Source organism: Geomobilimonas luticola, from assembly GCF_018476905.1.
Lineage (GTDB): Bacteria > Desulfobacterota > Desulfuromonadia > Geobacterales > Geobacteraceae > Geomobilimonas > Geomobilimonas luticola.
The window spans coordinates 336,959-357,697 of the sequence record NZ_JAHCVK010000002.1; the positions used below are offsets into that span (position 1 = coordinate 336,959).

General features: G+C 57.2%; 21 protein-coding genes and 3 tRNA genes. 21 read left to right on the forward strand and 3 right to left on the reverse strand.

Annotation, left to right across the window (positions count from 1 at the left end; all coding sequences use genetic code 11):
• The 19 genes from KI810_RS08180 to KI810_RS08270 all read left to right on the forward strand — a co-directional run bounded on the left by KI810_RS08180 (position 1) and on the right by KI810_RS08270 (position 15,254).
• On the forward strand, positions 1–801 hold the full coding sequence (locus KI810_RS08180; RefSeq protein ID WP_214175019.1) for a class I SAM-dependent methyltransferase: 801 nt from the start codon (positions 1–3) through the stop codon (positions 799–801).
• Positions 798–2,045 (forward strand): glycosyltransferase family 4 protein, encoded by a 1,248-nt coding sequence (locus KI810_RS17445; protein ID WP_214175020.1) that lies wholly within the window; start codon positions 798–800, stop codon positions 2,043–2,045. Before KI810_RS08180 ends, KI810_RS17445 begins: the two co-directional genes overlap by 4 nt.
• Before the next feature lie 37 nt (positions 2,046–2,082).
• A complete protein-coding gene (locus KI810_RS08190) occupies positions 2,083–2,910 on the forward strand; it encodes a glycosyltransferase (RefSeq protein ID WP_214175021.1) in 828 nt (275 codons plus the stop codon).
• 9 nt (positions 2,911–2,919) lie between these two features.
• Entirely contained in the window at positions 2,920–4,023 is a 1,104-nt protein-coding gene (locus tag KI810_RS08195; protein ID WP_214175022.1) for a glycosyltransferase family 9 protein, read from the forward strand.
• Positions 4,024–4,073: 50 nt separating this feature from the next.
• A tRNA-Val gene (locus KI810_RS08200) sits at positions 4,074–4,148 on the forward strand.
• 70 nt (positions 4,149–4,218) lie between these two features.
• Positions 4,219–6,129 (forward strand): threonine--tRNA ligase, encoded by a 1,911-nt coding sequence (thrS, locus tag KI810_RS08205; RefSeq protein WP_214175023.1) that lies wholly within the window; start codon positions 4,219–4,221, stop codon positions 6,127–6,129.
• Positions 6,130–6,140: 11 nt separating this feature from the next.
• Complete coding sequence (gene infC, locus KI810_RS08210; RefSeq protein ID WP_214175192.1) at positions 6,141–6,665, forward strand: translation initiation factor IF-3; 525 nt, start codon at positions 6,141–6,143, stop codon at positions 6,663–6,665.
• 25 nt (positions 6,666–6,690) lie between these two features.
• Entirely contained in the window at positions 6,691–6,888 is a 198-nt protein-coding gene (gene rpmI / locus KI810_RS08215) for a 50S ribosomal protein L35 (RefSeq protein WP_214175024.1), read from the forward strand.
• Between the two features lie 145 nt (positions 6,889–7,033).
• Positions 7,034–7,387, forward strand: a complete 354-nt coding sequence (gene rplT / locus KI810_RS08220) for a 50S ribosomal protein L20 (protein WP_214175025.1) — start codon at positions 7,034–7,036, stop codon at positions 7,385–7,387.
• A gap of 77 nt (positions 7,388–7,464) precedes the next feature.
• Positions 7,465–8,481, forward strand: coding sequence for a phenylalanine--tRNA ligase subunit alpha (pheS, locus tag KI810_RS08225; RefSeq protein ID WP_214175026.1), 1,017 nt, complete (start codon positions 7,465–7,467; stop codon positions 8,479–8,481).
• Positions 8,482–8,519: 38 nt separating this feature from the next.
• Positions 8,520–10,925 carry a phenylalanine--tRNA ligase subunit beta gene (pheT, locus tag KI810_RS08230; protein WP_214175027.1) on the forward strand — a complete coding sequence of 802 codons (2,406 nt, stop codon included), beginning with the start codon at positions 8,520–8,522 and terminating at the stop codon, positions 10,923–10,925.
• Positions 10,926–11,017: 92 nt separating this feature from the next.
• A complete protein-coding gene (locus tag KI810_RS08235) occupies positions 11,018–11,296 on the forward strand; it encodes an integration host factor subunit alpha (RefSeq protein ID WP_214175028.1) in 279 nt (92 codons plus the stop codon).
• A gap of 20 nt (positions 11,297–11,316) precedes the next feature.
• Positions 11,317–11,667 carry a MerR family transcriptional regulator gene (locus KI810_RS08240; protein WP_214175029.1) on the forward strand — a complete coding sequence of 117 codons (351 nt, stop codon included), beginning with the start codon at positions 11,317–11,319 and terminating at the stop codon, positions 11,665–11,667.
• Between the two features lie 21 nt (positions 11,668–11,688).
• Positions 11,689–11,765 (forward strand) — tRNA-Pro (locus tag KI810_RS08245).
• A 131-nt stretch (positions 11,766–11,896) separates the two neighbouring features.
• A complete protein-coding gene (gene surE, locus KI810_RS08250) occupies positions 11,897–12,643 on the forward strand; it encodes a 5'/3'-nucleotidase SurE (RefSeq protein WP_214175030.1) in 747 nt (248 codons plus the stop codon).
• 141 nt (positions 12,644–12,784) lie between these two features.
• A complete protein-coding gene (locus tag KI810_RS08255) occupies positions 12,785–13,435 on the forward strand; it encodes a protein-L-isoaspartate(D-aspartate) O-methyltransferase (protein ID WP_214175193.1) in 651 nt (216 codons plus the stop codon).
• Positions 13,436–13,550: 115 nt separating this feature from the next.
• Positions 13,551–14,555: a sigma-70 family RNA polymerase sigma factor gene (locus tag KI810_RS08260; RefSeq protein WP_214175031.1), complete on the forward strand. Its 1,005-nt coding sequence runs from the start codon at positions 13,551–13,553 to the stop codon at positions 14,553–14,555.
• Between the two features lie 23 nt (positions 14,556–14,578).
• On the forward strand, positions 14,579–15,094 hold the full coding sequence (locus tag KI810_RS08265; protein WP_214175032.1) for an adenine phosphoribosyltransferase: 516 nt from the start codon (positions 14,579–14,581) through the stop codon (positions 15,092–15,094).
• 83 nt (positions 15,095–15,177) lie between these two features.
• Positions 15,178–15,254 (forward strand) — tRNA-Arg (locus KI810_RS08270).
• A 202-nt stretch (positions 15,255–15,456) separates the two neighbouring features.
• Here the strand turns inward: KI810_RS08270 and rnk are convergent.
• Both rnk and KI810_RS08280 read right to left on the reverse strand, forming a co-directional pair.
• The gene (rnk, locus tag KI810_RS08275) at positions 15,457–15,885 is read right to left on the reverse strand and encodes a nucleoside diphosphate kinase regulator (RefSeq protein WP_214175033.1); all 429 of its coding nucleotides are present in this window, start codon (positions 15,883–15,885) and stop codon (positions 15,457–15,459) included.
• A gap of 59 nt (positions 15,886–15,944) precedes the next feature.
• Complete coding sequence (locus KI810_RS08280; RefSeq protein WP_214175034.1) at positions 15,945–16,817, reverse strand: rod shape-determining protein; 873 nt, start codon at positions 16,815–16,817, stop codon at positions 15,945–15,947.
• A gap of 369 nt (positions 16,818–17,186) precedes the next feature.
• Here KI810_RS08280 and KI810_RS08285 point away from each other — a divergent pair, with 369 nt between their 5' ends.
• Positions 17,187–17,474, forward strand: a complete 288-nt coding sequence (locus tag KI810_RS08285) for a PilZ domain-containing protein (protein ID WP_214175035.1) — start codon at positions 17,187–17,189, stop codon at positions 17,472–17,474.
• Between the two features lie 185 nt (positions 17,475–17,659).
• On the opposite strand, the gene KI810_RS08290 is transcribed toward KI810_RS08285, so the two are convergent.
• Complete coding sequence (locus KI810_RS08290) at positions 17,660–18,349, reverse strand: response regulator (RefSeq protein WP_214175036.1); 690 nt, start codon at positions 18,347–18,349, stop codon at positions 17,660–17,662.
• 523 nt (positions 18,350–18,872) lie between these two features.
• On the opposite strand from KI810_RS08290, the gene KI810_RS08295 reads away from it, so the two are divergent.
• Positions 18,873–20,642 (forward strand): putative bifunctional diguanylate cyclase/phosphodiesterase, encoded by a 1,770-nt coding sequence (locus KI810_RS08295; protein WP_214175037.1) that lies wholly within the window; start codon positions 18,873–18,875, stop codon positions 20,640–20,642.
• Positions 20,643–20,739: the final 97 nt, after the last annotated feature.

The following is a 20,739-nucleotide window of genomic DNA, read 5'->3' on the forward strand; positions in this document are numbered from 1 at the left end:
ATGAACATGCTGAATATAGGTTGCGGCGCCACATTTCACCCGGACTGGGTAAATATTGATCTGGGTGGGGGCGATCATGCCATCAGCCACAACATAACGAATGGCATTCCGTTTCCCGATGAAATGTTTGACGTCGTCTATCATTCCCATCTTCTGGAGCACCTCCCGCTTGAAAATGCCTTGCCATTTATTAAAGAATGTTTCCGTGTCCTCAAGCCTGGTGGAATCGTAAGGATACTTGTCCCTGATTTGGAGCAGATCGCCAGGCTTTATCTGGAGAAGCTCTCTTCAGCAAGGGAATCTGAGGCAGATTATGACTGGATCATGCTGGAATTGTATGATCAATGTGTCAGGCAGGAGAGTGGCGGGCAGATGGAACGCTACTTGCGCAGCTCCCATGCGAGTCAATCACCCTTTGTTGTCGAGAGAATGGGGCACTCTGCCGTATACGCTGAGCAGGAAGTACGAAAGCCGGCTTTCAAACTTTCAACGCGGATCCTTGGTCATTTTCTGTGCAAGCTTCGTAGTGAGCTCGCAAAATGGGCAGCCTTTGCCATTGCAGGAGAAAGTGGCCGGAATGCCTTCAGGGAAGGGGTGTTTCGCAACTCTGGTGAAGTCCATCGCTGGATGTACGACAGATTCTCCCTCGGAAGGCTCATGACGAGTGGCGGTTTCGATGATGTCAGGGTCGTTTCGCCCCTGGAAAGCAGAATTCCGGATTTTGCTCGCTACGAACTGGATGTGTGCCGTGGCGTCGTGCGGAAACCGGATTCTCTTGTAATGGAAGGAGTCAAGCTGTGAAGCCGCTCCTCCTCAGCACCTTTGACACCCATGGCGGGGCAGCGCGTGCTGCATACCGTCTCCATCACGGGCTCAGGAAAGCCGGCGTCGATAGCCGTCTGTTTGTTCAGGAAAAACGCTCCGATGATTGGACCGTCAAGGGACCGGAGACCAAATGGGCCTACCTGCAAGGAAAGCTCCGGGCACATGGTGACGTTTTGCCCCTTATCCCCTATAAGAATAGACGAAAGGGGTTTTTCTCCACGGCCTTTCTTCCGGATGCAGTCGGGAACTACGTTCGATGCAGCGACCCGGATATCATCCATCTTCACTGGGTCTCCTATGGCTTTCTCAAGATCGAGACACTCTCTCGCCTTGAAAAGCCCATGGTATGGACACTTCATGATATGTGGCCGTTCACCGGCGGATGTCATTATTCGGGGGGGTGCCGGCGTTATGAGGATGGGTGCGGTAATTGTCCGCTTCTCTGTTCGGAGAAGCAATGGGACCTTTCACGCTGGAACTTCAGACGCAAAGAGCGGAGTTGGAAGGACCTCCCCTTGACCATTGTCTCCCCGAGCAACTGGCTTGCCGAGTGTGCTCGACGAAGCCCACTTTTTAAAGGCCTTCCCATCGAGGTTATCCCAAACGGCATTGATCTCGAGCGCTTTACCCCTCGAGACAAACGCATCTGTCGAGAAATCCTCTGCCTCCCGGATGATGTTCAACTTATCCTTGCGGGTGCGATGGACGCTTCAAGTGACGAACGGAAGGGCTTTCATCACTTGTTCAACGCCCTTAGGTCTCTGAAAAGTAAGGCTGAACTTGTTGTGATTGGTAGTGGAGAACCGCCAATTCCACCGGACTTCGGGGTGCCGGTGCATTACCTGGGAATGCTTGACGATGAGATATCCCTTTCCCTTGCGTACGGTGCGACTGATATCTTTGTTTCCCCGTCCCAGGAAGAGAATCTTTCCAATATGCTTGTCGAGGCTCTTTCCTGTGCTGTCCCGTGTGTCAGTTTTCGAATTGGCGGGATGCCCGACCTCATAGACGATGGGGTAACCGGTTTCCTTGCGACACCGGGAGACCCCGGGTCTCTCGCCGAGAAGATTGACCTGATTCTCAAAGATGACTATTTGCGGCAGAATATGAAACATGCTGCGCGCCAGAAAGCGGAGTGCGAATTTGGCCTTGCCCGCGTAGTTGGTCTCTATGGAAAAGTTTACGCGGAAGCGCTGCGTTGTTACGGGACACCACGATGATTGACGGCAGGCTACTAAGTGATTTCGGATTTTCTCGATGAAACGGATTTCCATCATAACCCCCTGCCTGAATGCGGAGCGTCACATCGGCGAGACCATCGAGTCTGTGATCGGTCAATCCGCCATTCTTTCCGGTCGAGCGGAACTGGAGTATATCATCTGTGATGGCAACTCCACTGACAAGACAAATGCCATCGTTACCTCCTATGCAGATAACAACGGTGCAATAAAGCTCTTTTCCGAGCAGGATACGGGCATGTATGCCGCGCTGTCCAAGGGCCTCAAACGAGCTTCCGGCGACATCGTTGCGTATCTCAATGCGGGTGATTTTTATAACCTTCATGCTTTTGACATAGTACTGGACCTGTTTGAGCAGAAACAGGTACGGTGGTTGACAGGTTACAATGTCCACTACAATGACAAGTCCTACTTTCTCAACGTCAAGCTTCCTTTCAAATACCGCCGGGATTTTTTTGCCACCGGTTTCTACGGTACAAAACTTATTTTTGTCCAGCAGGAATCGACCTTCTGGGATGTTTCACTGCATCAATTCCTCGACTACGACCGTCTTGCCGCCTTTAGATATGCGGGTGACTACTACCTTTGGTCCCGGTTTGCAAAGGAAACTGACCTGCACATTGTCGAGGCATACCTGGGCGGTTTCAGAATTGAAAAGGGACAACTATCGGAAAACAGGGGGGGGTACGTGCAGGAAATGATGTCCATGGCTGTCAGTCCCCGCGTGTATCACCACATATTGGCAGCCTTTGACAGGGTTATGTGGTACGCGCCGGTGGAATTCAAAAAATGGTTCAATAAAAACGGGTTGTTCAGGTATGACCATGAGCTGCAGAAATGGGTATGAACTGTTGACATGCAGACCATTTTCTTGAAAATCATGGATACATATCTGGGGCCGCTTGTCAGCGTCATGTCCAGACCGCAGCAACCCCGCCAAATCGTAAAACCGGCCACTGTTCTCTTGATCCGCCCCGGCGGCATCGGCGACGCCGTTCTGCTCATTCCGGCCATAGACGCCATAAAGCAGGCGTACCCTGAGTGCACAATCGATATCCTGGCGGAGAAGAGAAACGCTGCCGTATTTGATCTCGCCGCGGGTATTGGCACGGTGTACCGGTACGACACATGTTCCGGTCTCTCAAAAGTCCTGCGCAACCGCTACGATGCGGTCATCGATACGGAGCAGTGGTATCGGCTCTCTGTCATTGTGGCCCGACTGGTTCGTTCACCCGTGAAGATCGGGTTTGGGACCAACGAACGGAAGCGTCTGTTCACCCATCCGGTGACCTACTCCCTTGACGATTATGAGGCGGACAGCTTTCTGAAGCTGCTGCAGCCCCTCGGCATCACCGCATCTGCTGCTCTGCGGACGCCGTTTCTCCGCATACCGGAAGCGGCATCGCTTACTGCGTCTTCGTTGCTGGTGGAAGTTGGGGTAAAACGTTTTGTGGCGCTGTTTCCCGGGGCGAGCGTGCAGGAGAAGCGCTGGGAAACGGAGCGGTTTGTTTCCGTTGCTGCCAGGCTGACCGCACGGGGGACGACGGTGGTGGTTATTGGCGGCCGGGAGGAGGTCGCCATCGGGGAGGAGATTGTCAAGGGGGGAGGGGTGAATCTTGCCGGCAGGACCTCTCTCATGGAGACCGCCGCAATCATCGCCCGGGCAGATCTTCTGCTGAGCGGTGATTCGGGGGTGCTCCACCTCGCTGCGGGGCTCGACATCCCGACAGTGGCACTGTTTGGTCCGAGCAGTATTGCCAAGTGGGCTCCCCGTGGCGGCGGTGGCAGGGTCGTAAGCACGCGGACGACCTGCTCGCCCTGTTCCCGTTACGGCACCATTCCACCGTGCCGCCATGACGTCCGCTGCATGGCCGACATCACCGCGGACGAGGTGGCATTATCGGTCGAATCAGTATTGGCAGAACGGGACGGCCGGAAGAAAAAATGCGAGGGCCAATAAAAACCTTGACTTTCCCGGTGTGAATTGGTATTTAAACAGAGTTTTCACGGAGGCGCGTAGCTCAGGGGTAGAGCACTAGCTCGACACGCTAGGGGTCGGCGGTTCGAAACCGCCCGCGCCTACCAGAAAACCATGCCGCAGGTAGATTCGACAGGGGCATCGATGTTCGATGCCTCTTTCCGTTAAGGGGCCGATATGGCTGACATCAGCGTAACACTTCCCGATGGTTCCGTCCGGACTCTCCCCCCTGGATCGACGGTGCATGGCCTTGCCGCCGCTATCGGCGCCGGCCTGGCCAAGGCTGCCATCGCGGGCAGGATTGACGGTTCCCTCGTCGATCTGGATGCAAAGCTGGTCGACGGCTCCCGGGTGGAAATAATCACCGAAAAGAGCCCGGAAGCCCTGGAGATCATCCGTCACTCCACCTCCCATCTCATGGCCCAGGCGGTGAAGAGCCTCTTTCCCGAGGCGAAGGTCACCATCGGTCCGGCTATCGAGACCGGCTTCTATTACGATTTCGATGTTGACCATCCCTTTACGCCGGAAGATCTGGAAAAGATCGAAAAGAAGATGGAAGAGCTGGCGAAAGCCGGCCTGAAGATAGAGCGGCAGGAGTTGTCGAGCGCCGATGCCGTCAAGCTGTTCCGGGAGATGGGGGAGGATTACAAGGTAGAACTGATCGAAGACCTCGGTGTCGATCATGTTTCCCTCTATCGCCAGGGTGACTTTGCCGATCTGTGCCGCGGCCCCCACTTGCCATCCACCTCCTGGTGCAAGGCATTCAAGGTGACCTCCATTGCGGGGGCTTACTGGCGCGGCGACGAGAAGCGCAAAATGCTGCAGCGGGTGTACGGTACGGCGTTTCCCGACAAGAAGCAGCTGGATGAATACCTGGCCCGGATCGAAGAGGCGAAGCGGCGCGACCACCGCAAGCTCGGTCGTGAGCTTGACCTCTTCTCCTTCAGCGATGAAGTGGGAGCCGGTTTTGCCATCTGGCATCCGAAGGGTGCCATGCTCCGGACCGTCATCGAGGACTTCGAACGCCGGGAACACCTGAAGCGCGGCTACGATATCGTCGTCGGCCCCCAGGTCCTCAAGACCGAGTTGTGGCAGCGTTCCGGTCATTACGATAACTACCGCGAGAACATGTACTTCACCGAAGTGGATGAGCAGTCGTTCGGCATCAAGCCGATGAACTGCCTTTCCCACATGATGATCTACAAGTCGCACCTGCGCAGCTACCGCGATCTTCCCCTGAGGTTCTTCGAGCTGGGAACGGTTCACCGCCACGAGCGGGCCGGCGTATTGCACGGCCTTCTGCGGGTGCGCTGCTTCACCCAGGATGACGCCCACATCCTCTGCACTCCGGAGCAGCTGGATGCCGAGATCAAGGGGGTCATCTCCTTCGTGCAGGATGTCATGGGGGTGTTCGGTTTCGAGTTCGAGATGGAACTCTCCACCCGTCCCGAGAAGTCCATCGGCTCGGACGAGGACTGGGAGCGCGCCACCGGTGCCCTGCTCGGCGCGCTGAAGGATTCGGGCCGCCCCTATGAGATCAACGAGGGTGATGGCGCGTTTTATGGCCCCAAGATAGACATCAAGCTGCGCGACTCCCTTGACAGGAGATGGCAGTGTGCTACAATCCAGTGCGATTTTACGCTCCCCGAGCGTTTTGATCTCACCTACATCGACGCTGACGGTGAAAAGAAGCGTCCCGTCATGGTGCACCGCGTCATCCTCGGTTCCATCGAACGGTTCATCGGCGTACTCATCGAGCATTTCGCCGGAAATTTCCCGGTCTGGCTGTCGCCGGTACAGGCGGTTGTCCTGACGGTGACCGACAACCAGGCTACCTATGCCCAGCAGGTATTCGATACCCTGCGTGGCGCGGGGGTACGGGTGCAAAAGGATTTTCGCAACGAAAAGCTCGGGTTCAAGATCCGCGAGGCGCAGCTGCAGAAAATCCCCTACATGCTGGTCATCGGCGACAAAGAGGTTGAAAGCGGCACGGTAACTCCAAGGTTCCGCGACGGCAGCAACCTGTCGCCAATGGATCCGGCTGCATTTGCTGAATATCTTGCCCGCGAAGTGGCGAGTTTCCACTAGGAGGTGGCACCATAGCTAAACCGACCGTTAACATCAATCAGGCCATACGTGCCAGGGAAGTCCGGGTCATCGGGGCAGACAGCGAACAGCTCGGCATCCTGACCTTACAGGAGGCGCTGGCCCTTGCTGAAACCCAGCAGCTTGACCTAGTGGAGGTTTCACCGACTGCCGTGCCACCGGTCTGCCGGATCATGGACTTTGGAAAGTTCAAATACCAGCAGAGCAAGAAACTGCAGGAAGCCAAAAAGAAGCAGGTACATGTCCAGGTCAAGGAAGTGAAACTCCGCCCCAAGACCGACGACCACGACCTCGCATTCAAGATCAAGCATGTCCGCCGTTTCCTGGAAGAGGGGAACAAGGCCAAGATCACCGTGGTGTTCCGTGGCCGGGAAATCACCCACATGGAACTGGGGCAAAAGGCTCTGGAGCGGTTCATAACCGAACTGGAGGATATTGCGATCATTGAAGTCAGGGCGAAGATGGAAGGACGGAGCATGTTCATGATAGTCGCCCCCAAAGTGAAAGTGACCAAATAGGATAACGACCCGCAAGGAGAATAGCATGCCAAAGATCAAGACCCACAGGGGCGCTGCCAAGCGCTTCAAAAAAACCGGTACCGGCAAGATCAAGCGGAGCCACGCCTTCACCAGCCATATTCTGACCAGCAAGACCCGCAAGCGGAAGCGCAACCTGCGCAAGGGCGCGGTCATCGAAGCGGTGGACCACAAGAATATCGCCCGACTGATTCCGTACATGTAACAATCAGGCACGGGGCTCTGGGCTATTGGCAAGGGGGAGTTTTTATTGCCTCGCGCCCATAGCCTGTTGCCGCTTTTAAGTCCGTGAACCGCGAGGAAACGTCTCCCCTTGCGGATCCGGCAAATACCAACCAAAGGAGTAGAGTATGCCAAGGGTTAAACGAGGTTTTAAAGCGAGACAGAGAAGAAACAAGGTACTCAAGCTGGCCAAGGGGTACCGCGGCGCACGGAGCAAACTTTTCAGGAGTGCCACCGAAGCAGTGGACCGGGCACTCAATTACGCGTTTCGCGATCGCCGCGTCAAGAAGCGGGATTTCCGGGCTCTCTGGATCACCCGGATCAACGCGGCTTCCCGGATAAACGGGCTGTCCTACAGTAAGCTCATTTTCGGCCTTAAGCAGGCCAAGGTCGAAATCGACCGGAAGGTGCTGGCTGACCTGGCGGTGTCCGACCCCCGCGGCTTCGCGGAGATAGCCGGACTGGCCAAGGCCAATATCTAATAGAAAACATCGATGGATAAAAAAGGAAATGGGATAGCAGTATCTCATTTCTTTTTTTTATCAGAAGGTTGTTACCCATGAAGGATAAACTTGAAGCGTTGCTTCAACAGGCCACCGCCGATCTGGCCCAGGCCGCCAGCGAAGATGCCGTCCAGGAACTGCGGGTCAGGTATCTGGGGAAGAAGGGTGAGCTTACCGCGGTTATGAAAGGGATCGGCGCCCTCTCGCCGGAGGAGCGCCCCCTCATCGGCCAGGTTGTCAACACGGTTCGGGACCGGCTTGAAGAACTACTTGCCGCCACGCAGGCGGCAGTGCGCAGTCGGAGCAAATCCCTGCGTCTCCAGTCGGAGCGCCTCGACGTGACCATGCCCGGTCGTCGCCGCCCGATGGGAACACGGCACCCGGTCACCCTCGTTACTGAAGAGATAGCCGATATCTTTGCCGGCCTCGGTTTTCAGGTGGCGGAAGGACCGGAAATCGAGATCGATTACTACAACTTCGAGGCCCTCAACTTTCCCAAAGATCATCCTGCCCGGGACATGCAGGATACCTTCTTCGTTGACGACAATGTCCTTCTTCGGACCCATACCTCGCCGGTTCAGATCCGGACCATGCTCAAGCACGCACCTCCCGTGCGGATCATCGCTCCCGGTACCGTCTACCGCTGCGATTCGGATGCCACCCACTCTCCCATGTTCCACCAGGTAGAAGGGCTCATGGTGGACAAGGGGATAACCTTCGGCGACCTGAAGGGGATTCTCACTATCTTCGTTAAACAGCTGTTCGGTTCAGGCATCGGTGTCCGTCTCCGCCCAAGCTTCTTCCCTTTTACTGAACCGTCGGCCGAGGTGGACATCGCCTGCGTCATCTGCAAGGGGAAGGGGTGCCGTGTCTGCAAGAACACCGGCTGGCTGGAGATACTGGGGGCCGGCATGGTCGACCCGGAGGTGTTCCGGCATGTGCAGTACGACCCGGAGTCTGTCTCCGGCTTTGCCTTTGGCATGGGAATCGAGCGGATCGCCATGCTCAAGTACGGCATCAGCGACATGCGGCTCCTGTTCGAAAATGACCTCCGCTTTTTGCGGCAGTTCTAAAGCATTACTTTAATAAACCAAGATAAGAGCGTGAAGCTATGATAGTTACCTATAACTGGCTCAAGGAATTCGTTGACCTGGATCTCCCCCCCTCCCAGCTGGCGGACCTTCTGACGATGCTCGGTCTCGAAGTGGAAGCTGTGACCCCTTGCGGCGAGGGGATGGATGACGTGGTGGTCGCCGTGGTCGAAGAGCGTGCCCAGCATCCCAATGCTGACAAGCTTTCCCTCTGCCGTGTCAACAACGGCAGGGAGGTCCTGGGCATCGTCTGCGGCGCCCAGAACTTCAAGGCCGGCGACAAGGTTGCCCTGGCCCAGATCGGGGCCACCCTTCCCGGCGACTTCAAGATCAAGCGCTCCAAGATTCGGGGTGAAGAGTCCTGCGGCATGCTCTGCTCTGAAAAGGAACTGGGACTGGCCGACGAATCGGCAGGGATCATGATCCTCCCGCCCGACCTTCCCCTCGGCATTCCCGTCTTTACCGCCCTCGGGCTCAAGGATACCATCTTCGAGATCGGGCTGACCCCCAACCGGGCGGACTGCCTGAGCGTCATCGGCATAGCCCGGGAGATCGCCGCCAAGCTCGGCAAAAAGATCCGGCACCCCGCCTTCACCCTCGTGGACAACGGTGCTCCCATCGCCGACAGGGCCAGCGTGGTCATCGAGGACCCGCAGCTCTGCCCGCGGTACACGGCACGCTACATCGAAGGATGCCGGATCGCGCCCTCGCCCCGCTGGCTCGCCAATCGACTCAATGCCGTGGGGATGCGTTCCATCAACAACGTGGTGGACGTGACCAACTACGTGCTTCTCGAGTATGGCCACCCCCTTCACGCCTTCGATTTCGAATTGCTTGCGGGAGGCAGGATCATTGTGAGACGGGCAGGGGAGGGGGAGAAATTCACCACCCTTGACGGCCAGGAGCGGACGCTCACCTCCAGCGACCTCACCATCCGCGACGCCTCGCGGGGGGTCGCCCTCGCCGGCATAATGGGGGGGGAGAATTCCGAAATAAAGGACACTACCACTAATATCCTGCTGGAGAGTGCCTACTTCAACCCCACCGCCATCAGGCTGACCAGCAAGCGGCTCGGTCTCCATACCGAGTCGTCCCACCGGTTCGAACGTGGTGCGGATATCGCTATCCTAACCCGCGCCCTGGACCGGGCGGCGGCGCTCATTGCCGAGCTGGCCGGGGGGACAATTGCCCGTGGCCTCATCGATGTCCATCCCGAGCCTGTGCCCCAACGGACCATCGCGGTCCGGCTCGACCGGGTAAACCGGATGCTTGGCATTGCCCTTACGACGGATGACGTAGCCGCCATCTTCCGTAACTTGGAGTTCGATGTCGTGCTGAGCGGGCCCGATGTCATGGCGGTTACCGTCCCTTCATTCCGGGTCGACCTGGAGCGGGAAATTGATCTCGTCGAGGAGGTCGCCAGGCTCTACGGTTTCGAGAACATCCCGGTTACCATGCCCACAGCGAGGGTCTTCTCTGATCGACCTCCCCGTGCCCAGCGTCTCGAGAAGGAGGTGCGTTCACTCCTGGTGGCACAGGGGTTCAACGAGGTAATCAACTTCAGCTTCATAGCCCCCGATGTCTACGACAGGCTGCTCTTCCCCCCGGACGACCCGCGACGGGACGCGGTGAAACTCCGCAACCCCCTGGTGGCAGAGCAGTCGGTCATGCGTACCATCTTGCTGCCGAGTCTCCTGGAGACCACGGCCGCCAATATCAGTCACCGCGAACTCAACCTGCGCCTGTTCGAGATGCGCCGTGTCTATCATCCCCGTCCCGGCCAGGAGCTTCCCGCCGAACCCCTCCATGTTGCCGCCATCATGACCGGCAGGCGGGAACCCGAGGGATGGTGCCAGGGGAACGAACCGGTGGATTTCTTCGATGTGAAGGGGATTGCGGAAGCCCTCCTTGCTCCCCTGCGTATCCCGTCGGTGGAGTACGGGACGGAAACGCCGGAACCGTTCTATCATCCGGGAAAATGCTGCACGGTACTGGTAGCGGGAAGAGCTGTCGGCTCTCTTGGTGAGATCCACCCGGACGTGCAGGAAAACTTCGGTCTTTCCCAGCCGGTCTATTATCTGGAGCTTGATTTCAACCGGCTGATTGCCCATGACAGCCAGCAGGCGTCGATCCATGCCCCCTCCCGGTACCCGGATGTGGCCCGTGACATTGCCATGCTGCTGGACGACGGGATACCGGCAGCACGGGTGCTGGACTGTGTCCGGGGCCTGCGGCTCAAGGAGATCGAATCTGTTGCCATCTTCGATCTCTACAAGGGGGAGCATATCCCCGCCGGGCAGAAGAGTCTTGCCATCCGCGTCCGCTATCGATCGCCGGAGCGGACTCTCACCGATGACGAGGTGACCCGCATGCACCAGCGCGTCATAGACGCATTGGTCGGCAAATTAAATATTACGGTGCGGTAAAAATGAGTTGATTATCTTCACCCGCTATGGTATAAACCAACCTCGTTGTCTGCTGAGCCAGGGCGGTGATTATTCAATGTATTGAGGTAGTTATGACTAAAGCTGATATAGTTGAAAAGATCTACGAAAAAGTGGGTTTCTCCAAGAAGGAATCGGCCGAACTGGTGGAGCTCGTTTTCGACATTATCAAAGATACCTTGGAAAGCGGTGACAAGATAAAAATCGCCGGGTTCGGCAACTTCGTCGTCAAGGAGAAGGCCGACCGTCGCGGCAGAAACCCCCAGACCGGTGACGAAATCATTATCGCTGCCCGCAGGATACTCACCTTCAAGCCAAGCCAGGTCCTCAAGGCCTCCATCAACGACAAGTAGCGTTCGGCGGAGGGGGATGGATGCCAGCCGTCAGCCCCGATAAACTGTATTACCGGATTGGCGAAGTGGCGGCCATTACCTCCCTCAGGCCGTCGGTGCTCCGTTTCTGGGAATCCGAGTTCGGGATGTTGCAGCCGCGCAAGAGTCGGAGCGGACAGCGCCTCTACAGCCAGGAAAACCTGGCGCTCATTCAGGATATCAAGCGGCTGCTGTATGTCGAGAAACTGACCATAGAAGGGGCGCGGAAGAGGCTGGCACTCCCTGTCACGGCAGTGCAGGGGAAGGATCTGGCTGGTCCGGCCGACGACAGTTCACGGGAGCTGCTCAGGAAGATAAAAGCGGAACTCGAGCAATTAAGAAAAATTCTGTAAATTCTGAACAGATACATATTTCGGGGCGTAGCGCAGCCTGGTAGCGCACTAGACTGGGGGTCTAGTGGTCGCTGGTTCGAATCCAGTCGCCCCGACCATTTTACAAGGGTTTGCAGAGAGATTTGCAGGCCCTTTGTTTTTGCAGGCCTGACTCGCGGAGGACGCGGATGGCGTGTTCCTCTGTGTTTTCTTCGGCCTGCGTTTTCGGCTTACCTGCAACGAGGCTTCCATGGACATTCTGGTCACGAACGACGACGGCATCAATGCGCCGGGGATCGTCGCCCTGGCGGACGCACTGGCAGAGGTCGGGCGGGTAGGGGTGGTCGCGCCGGATCGGGAGCGGAGTGCGGTCGGTCACGCCTTGACGCTGCATCATCCCCTGCGGGCCACCGCTCTCGGCAATGACCGTTTTGCCATCGACGGCACCCCCACAGACTGCGTGAACCTCGGCATTCACTCTCTTCTCCCGTTCAAGCCAGACATCGTCGTTTCGGGCATCAACCGGGGCGCAAACCTGGGGGAGGACATCACCTACTCGGGGACGGTTTCCGCCGCCCTGGAAGCGACCCTCATGGGAATACCCGCATTCGCCGTCTCCCTCGCCACCGAGGGAGACGGCGTCAATTATGCCGCCGCGGGCGCCTTCGCCGCCCGGCTTGCCCGCCACATCCACCGGCACGGCTTGCCTGCTGATACTTTCCTCAACGTCAACGTCCCCGATCTCCCCCCGGACCAGCTGAACCCTCCCCTCGTGACCAGCCAGGGGAAGCGGCGCTACGAGGGGATGATCATCGACAAGGTCGACCCGCGGGGGCGCAATTACTACTGGATCGGCACCGTTGAGCTCAATTTTCTCGACATTCCGGGGAGCGATTACGCTGCCATCTCCCGCCGTCACATATCCGTCACTCCGCTGCACCTTGACCAGACCAACTACGCATCATTCGCCGCAATCGAGGCGTGGGATCTTGGGTGACGCGGTTTCGGCCTGACAGGAAACCCGTCAAAGCCGGTTCGGGGCCGGTGTTTCACCGGTAGCTTTTCACCATTCACCGTCCGGCTGGACTTTTTCCACTCCATTTGATATAGTCCCGCCGCGGGGGAGAACGACACGTTGATCAATTTCGACATAGCCAGAAAACGGATGGTAGAGAGCCAGATCATCGGACGAGGGATAACCGACCGGCGGGTCATCGAAGCGATGCTCAAGGTGCCACGTCATCTGTTCGTAGAAGAGGCGATGGCGGCCCAGGCCTACAGTGATTCTCCCCTTCCCATTGGCGAGAAGCAGACTATCTCCCAGCCCTTCATGGTAGCCTTGATGACCGAACTGCTGCACCTGAAGGGTACGGAGAAGGTGCTGGAGGTCGGTACCGGCTCCGGCTATCAGGCGGCGATCCTTGCCGAGACGGCAGGACGGGTCTACACCGTGGAGCGTATCCGCCCCCTTGCCCTCCGGGCCCGCAAGGTTCTCGACAGCCTCGGTTACCTCACCATCAACCTGAAGATAGACGACGGCAGCGGTGGCTGGGAAGGGGAGGCCCCCTTCGATGCCATCATGGTGACCGCCGGCGCGCCGGAAGTTCCCCAGTCCCTGGTGGAACAGTTGGCCCCCGGTGGCCGTCTCGTCATTCCGGTCGGCAGCCAGTTCGAGCAGGTGCTCGTTCGCATCACCCGCAATGCCGACGGGACGATCACCCACGAGGAGTCCGTCGGCTGCCGCTTCGTCAAGCTGGTTGGCAAATGCGGCTGGCTGAGCGAGGAATGACGTACCGCGACAATATCATGAAGTGATCAGTTTCTGTTTTCAATGGGGAACATACTGTCATCGTTGAAAGAACTGCCCGGAGCAGTGGCGCACTGTCCCCGGGTCTGGGAGCGCAATGAAAAAGAGCGATCTGCTGGAAGATGTGGAACAGGTAACGGATGGGCCGCTGGAACCTGAGGACGACATGCTGGAGGCTGAGCCGGACCCCCTTGAATTCGCCGAGGCCGAAGCGGAGGCTGAAGCCGAAGAGGAGGAGGCCGCAGAGGAAGAGGTGGTAAAGGTCGTCGAGGAGCACTTCGACGACGCCATCAAGCTCTACCTCCGGGAAATCCAGCGCACCCGGCTCCTCACCGCCGACGAGGAAAAGGAGCTTGCAGGACGCATCGCCAAGGGTGAGAAGGCTGCCCGGGACAAGATGATCGAATCCAACCTGCGGCTCGTGGTGAAGATCGCCAAGCGCTACATCAACCGCGGTCTCCCCTTTCTCGATCTCATCGAAGAGGGGAACATGGGACTGATCAAGGCGGTGGAGCGGTTCAAGCTCTCCAAGGAGTGCCGGTTCTCCACCTACGCCACCTGGTGGATCCGCCAGTCCATCGAGCGTGCGCTGGTCAATCAGTCCCGCACGATCCGCCTGCCGGTGCATGTCTCCGATGACATCAACAAGATGCTGCGCGTTACCAGGGAACTGGTGCAGAGCATGAACCGGGAGCCCTCCATCAAGGAGGTTTCCACTGCCATGAACGTGAACTCCGCCTATGTGCGCCGGCTCATGGTCCTCCTCAAGAAGACCTACTCCATCGAGCGCCCCATGGGGGAGAACAACGACTACTTCCTCATTGACACCATCGAAGACACCTCCACCGTGTCGCCGGCAGACCTCCTGGAGGACCTCAACAAGTACGAGATGCTCGGCGCCTGGTTCGAAACCCTTTCGGAGAGTGAAAAAAAGATCCTTACCCTCCGGTTCGGCCTGGACGACAAGGAGCCCCAGACCCTCGACACCATCGGCCGCAGTTTCGGCGTCACCCGTGAGCGGATCCGCCAGATCGAGGCAAAATCGCTGGAAAAGCTGCGCAAGATCGTCGAATCCCACGAACTGCCGCGGCGTACGGAATAATCTCTCACAAGGAGCAGGTTTACATGGACGAACTGAAGAACATCATCCGCGACGTACCCGACTTTCCCAAGAAGGGGATCATTTTCAAGGACATCACCACGCTGCTGTCCGATGCCAAATCATACCAGCGGATGATCGACTCCATAGCGAATCGTTACGTGGGGCAGCGGATCGACAAGGTGGTGGGGGTCGAAGCCAGGGGGTTCATCATCGGCGCCGCCCTTGCGTACAAGCTTAACGCGGGAATCGTCCTCGTCCGCAAACCGGGCAAGCTCCCCGCCGAGACGTTCAAGAAGACCTACGACCTGGAATACGGGACCGACACCCTTGAAATGCATACCGATGCCATCAAAAAAGGAGAGCGTATCCTCATAGCGGACGATCTCCTCGCCACCGGCGGCACAATGGGGGCGGTGGTGGACATGGTGAACAGCATGGGGGGGGAGATTGTCGAGTGCTGCTTCATGGCCGAACTGGAGTTTCTTGACGGCCGGAAAAAACTTCCCGCCGGCAAGGTCTTCTCGCTCCTGATATTCTGAAGGTGGTAACTATCCTGAATCCCTGCACCACGGCTTTTAAGCTTGAAAAGCGGGGGAGGGTGGGGTATAAACAGAGCACTCATGTCCCCGTAGCTCAGCAGGATAGAGCACTTCCCTCCTAAGGAAGGGGCCGGACGTTCGAATCGTCTCGGGGACGCCATAAAATCAAAGGGTTACGGCTTAGTGCTGTAGCCTTTTCTTTTTATGGTGTAGGAGATGGTGCAATATATATCGCCCTACACAAGAAACCGGCTCCCTTTTCGCCAGGGTAAGCCGCCCATTTCTGAGCGGCTTTTGTGGTGCAGAATCGCATTTCGCCGTTTCCCCTTCAAGGTAGTTCGTTACCTTAGTTACAGCGTCAGCTACAGATGATAATCACCGGCCGCTTCCGGCTGGTACAGGATTTTTTTGACCTTCAGCCGTTTCATCCCCCCCGGTACGGGCCAGGTGATGGTATCTCCCTCCCGGTAACCGATCATGGCGGTGCCGACGGGCGCCAGGACGGAAATCCTGCCGCTCTCCAGGTTGGCATCCTTGGGAAACACGAGCGTGTAGACCAGGTCCTCGCCGGTGTCCATGTCCTGAAGGCAGACCCTGGAGTTCATGGTGATGACGTCGGGGGGGATGCCGGCGGGATCGACCACATCGGCCAGCAGCAGTTCCTCTCCCAGTTCCTCCAGGTTCCTGCTGTCACGCGACTGCGTGGAGCCTGCGTTCTCGATCAGCACATCCAGACGGTGCAGATCGAACTCCGTGATGAATATCTGTCTTGTGTTCGTACGTTCCTGCATGATGCGTCCTCCTATAGTATGTAGTTGCAGAACTGTTATCTGCATTGCTGCCGAGAAAACTATCTCCATTGATTGAGCAGCAGGATAACCGGCACAATGGCGCGCGCACCCTCTACCACCGAGGCGCGAGGATTGCGGGCGATGGTAATGCCGATGCCGGTCCGCTGTTCCATGTAGTCCCGTACGCCGGGAATCAGCGCGCCACCCCCCGTCAGGCAGATGCCGCTCTCGATAATCTCACAGCCAACCTCATGGGGCATATCCCGCAAAAAGGCATCGATCGTCCCGGCAATTTCCTCAAGCACCGGCTGCAGGGCGACGGCAGTCATGACGCTCCCCGCATGCTCGACCGAACGGGTCAGTCCGCAGGTCCGCAGTAGCGTATCCGCCTGCAATTCGCTGACATCCGCACAGCGCGACTCTTGTGCGGCAGTGACGACAGCACGGCGCATCCGGTCGCAGCCGACCCTGATTGCGCAGGCAGCAGTGATTTTGCTGGAGCGAATAACGGCACAGTCAGTCACTCCTTCACCGATATCAACCACCATCTGCGCATAGCGGGAAGAAACATCGATCCCCGACCCGATGGCGGCGGCAAGTGGTTCGGGGATGACCGATGTAGCTGCCGCTCCAGCTCTCATGATGGAGTCGACCAGCAGCTGCCGCTCTTCCTTTCCGGCATCGCTGGGAGCGCAGGCCAATACGCACGGTTTGACGATGCCGAATATCCGCGTTCGGTCCAGGAGAGGCCTCAGTATCTCCGATGTCGTCTCGCCGTCGACAACGACCCCGTGGAGAAGCGCCTTTTTCGTCCCTATGCGAGACGGTTTCTCGATTGACGGGGACATCCCCGCGGCAATGCGTGTCGTTGCGGTGCCGATATCCAGGGCGACATGCTGTCGCCACTGTCCGGAGGGGAAGAGGGACATCATGCTCTCCTTTCACGGTATTTCTGTTCCCATAAAAAAACCCCACCGGCCTGTGCCGGTGGGGTTTTTGTCGAAGCTGTGATTAAGCCTAGAAAAACTCCTCCGACACATGCACCCCACGTGCACGGCTGCGAACCGGCTTGATTTCGATCAGAAAGGTCTGGATGGCAGAAAAAACAGGTGAGGACATGTGAAAAGAAGCTCCTAGCTTTGATGGGATGATAGTAGCCCAGAAGCAGAGAGGAGTCAACTGCTCCGTTCAGCGGCAGCGGTTGCACGGTTTTTTGGGTGCCGGGCTTGCCATGGCCCGGTGCTATGGTACAAAAGTATTAATACTTGTTAACGATATGCGTGAGAACGGGAAGGTGGACCATGGCGGATCACCGGCATCACGGCAGGGTGGATTACGAACATAATTGCCAGTTGCGCCTGGGGAACTGGTATTACCTGGCCAGGATCAAGAATATCTCCTTCGATGGCGCGCTGGTTCATTTCTACGTCCCCCCCGAGGATCTTCAGGTGGGTGATCATTGTGAAGTCAGCATGAGCATGGATGGAGATTATCTTGGAGAATATTCCTGTGAAGTTGTACGGATAGAGGATGAGGCTATTGCCCTCAAGTTCACGGGCATACACAAGCTCAAAGCTGTCCTGCACTGAGTGGATAGGCTGCGTATTGTTATACGGCTATACTTACCTGAATACCCGTGTACCTATGTGTTGCTGTGGTGTGACCCATGGTGAAGTTGTCGTTTAGGGCAGGGGAGGGAACATACCGATTTTTCGTGGGATACGCCGAGGTAGCGCAGGAGCGGATGGCGTCGTGGAGGAGAGCGAGGTTCGCGTCAGGCGTGGCTCTCGTCGTGGGGGATGCTGGAGACGTACTGGTCTATCTTGTGGCGGTCCTCGCGCGTCAGGCCGCTGAACTGCACGCCATATTTATAGCCACCATCCATCGTTCGTTCGTAGCGCATTACCTCACCCTCCGTTTCAATCGAGCCACTATCCGGGAGAGAAAAACTGCAGTTTATCCGCTCACTGACCTCGATCTTCTCTTCCGTTTCAAGCAGGATGCCGGTGAGACTGACATCATGGGAGATGCAGTAGAATCCGATCCCTCCCCGTATCGTTTTCACCTTTACCCGCAAGGGGACACGCTTGTCCCTGAGCATTCTGGCCGAAGCGAAGTCGCCGACAGCCTTGAGCAGCTGCACCGGTCGGACCGGCCGGGTGAGGCAGTAGTTTGCCGCGCTCCTGGCGGCTCGTTCGAGTTCGGCGGGGAGGTCATGACAGACCAGGATGATGGAGAGCTCCGCTGTGCCGGAGGACTGGCGAAGGAGTGTGCAGAGTTCATCTCCACCCATATCCCCCAGCTGCAGATCGCTGAGCACAATGTCTGCAGGACTGTCGCGGTGATGCTGCAGAGCTTCCTCGCCAGATGCAGCGGTGGTTATCTCGAAATCGGACCTGTAGAGGAGGTGGGAATTTCTTTCCCGAAAATTTTCGGAGGGGCTGACGATCAGTATCTTCTTCATTGCGCAAATCCTAGCGGAATTCCGGCCGATTGTAAAGCGGGCAATGGGAGAACACGCCAGGCATCCAGGCTCTCCTGCACACAGGTAAGCGCGGAATCATGAGAAAAATTGTCGCGATCGCGTGTATCCACAAGATCTGTGGAAAAAACCTCCATAACTGTGGATAAGTTTCAAAAAGGTCATGTTTCTACGGGCACTTTAGCTCTTTGCTCATTAGAAAGGCATGGGGGCTAACTGGCCGGAATTACGTGTCAATAGTTATTTTTACCTGCGGCGGATGTCATACGGATTCGTCTGAAGCTGAAAACCGTCACAAACGGTGCAGAAAAGTGGATAACTCAAGATAACCACATCATAATTAGTGCACAGGTAACGGCCGATTATTAGAAAGTCATCCCCGGCCCCGAGCCTCCAGGCCATTGAGAACGGCGGGTGAAGTGATACACTTCATGGGTATCATTGACCGGCTTTCATCCCCATTCTTCGCTCACTCCACCCAGTCCCTCGAGATACGCAGGTAGCGATGGTTATCACCGCCGAAGAACATAGGGAGGCGACACTCCTGTATGTGGAGGATAACGCTTCGACGCGGGAGGCGGCTGCCCTCCTCCTGCACCGGAAATTCCCCCGGCTTGCCATCCTCGTGGCGGAAAACGGCCGGGAGGGGCTTGAGCTGTTCACCACCCACAGGCCTGAAATAGTACTGACCGACATCCAGATGCCTGCTATGGACGGCATCTGTATGTCCCGGGAGATCAAGTCCCTGGACAACAATGCCCGCATCATTGTCCTGACGGCGACCGGTGATACCGACAGCATCATCGAGGCCATCGACATCGGAATTCGCCACTATGTGCTGAAGCCGGTCAAGACGGAAAAGCTTTTTTCCGCGATCGAGCAGTGCCTCGACAGCATACGGCGGGAACGACAGTTCCGTCAGCAGGAAGAGTACATCCGGCATATCGCCTACCATGACATGCTGACAGGCCTCCCCAACCGGGAGCTGTTCAACGAGCTCCTCAGCCTGGCCCTGGCCCAGGTCCAGCGCCACGGCCAGAACCGGCTTCTTGCGGTACTCTTCCTCGACCTGGACCGGTTCAAGGTCATCAACGACACCCTCGGCCATGGGGTCGGCGACCAGCTGCTCCAGGCAGTGGCCCAGCGCCTGAAGGAGAGCTGCCGACGTCACGGGGACATCGTCGCCCGCCGGGGAGGCGACGAATTCATCATACTCCTGCCGGAGCTCGATACCGTCCAGGACGCGGCCAAGGTCGCCCAGAAGATAATCGATGCTTTCTCCCAAGCCTTCGTTCTCTCTGAACATGAACTATTCGTCAGCACGTGCATCGGCATCAGCATCTTTCCCGATGACGGCACCGACGGCGACACCCTTATCAGCAATGCCGATATGGCCATGTATCGTGCCAAGGAGCATGGCAGGAACCAGTACCACCTTTATAACCTGTCCATGAATGCCCAGACCTCCAAGCGGCTTGCCATGGAAACGAACCTGCGCAAGGCAATGGAGCGGGAGGAGTTCTTCCTCAACTATCAGCCCAAGGTTAATGTCAAGACCGGCCGTGTTGTCAGTTTCGAGGCGCTGGTGCGCTGGCAGAACCCGGAATTGGGGCTGGTCGAACCGAAGCAGTTCATCCCCCTGGCGGAAGAGACCGGCATGATCATTCAGCTGGGTGAGTGGGTGCTGCGCACCGCGTGTGCCCAGAACCGGGCCTGGCAGGAAGCCGAGTACCCCCCCATGCGCGTGGCCGTCAACTTTTCTCCCCGGCAGTTCCAGATTCTCCGGTTGGCGGACATGGTGGAAAGGGTCCTGGCTGAGACGGATCTTGACCCTCGATGGCTGGAACTTGAAGTGACCGAGGGGATCATGCTCCAGAATGTGGAAAACACGGTAACGACACTTCGTCGACTGAGCGATCTGGGGGTGCATATTTCCATAGACGATTTCGGGACCGGTTACTCATCACTCTCCTATATCAAGAAACTCCCCATAAACACCCTCAAGATCGATCAGTCCTTCGTGAACGATATCACCACCAACCCGGATGACGCGGCGATTGCCACGGCGGTGATTACTCTCGCACAGAGCCTCAGGCTGAGCGTGATTGCCGAAGGAGTAGAGTCCGAGGGGCAGGCACGACTCCTCGATTCACTCGAATGCTCTGAAATGCAGGGGTATTTCTTCAGTCGACCACTCAACACTGCAGAGTTCCCCCCTCTTATGAACAAACTCCACTGGCGGCGTGACATGCCCAACAACACCTCAATCCATTAGATAACGCGGTCAGGCCATCGGATACTAAGAAACCGGCCCCCTTTGTCACAAGGCGAGCCGGTTTCTTTTTGTTGCCAAGAACTAAGTGTGAACAGTT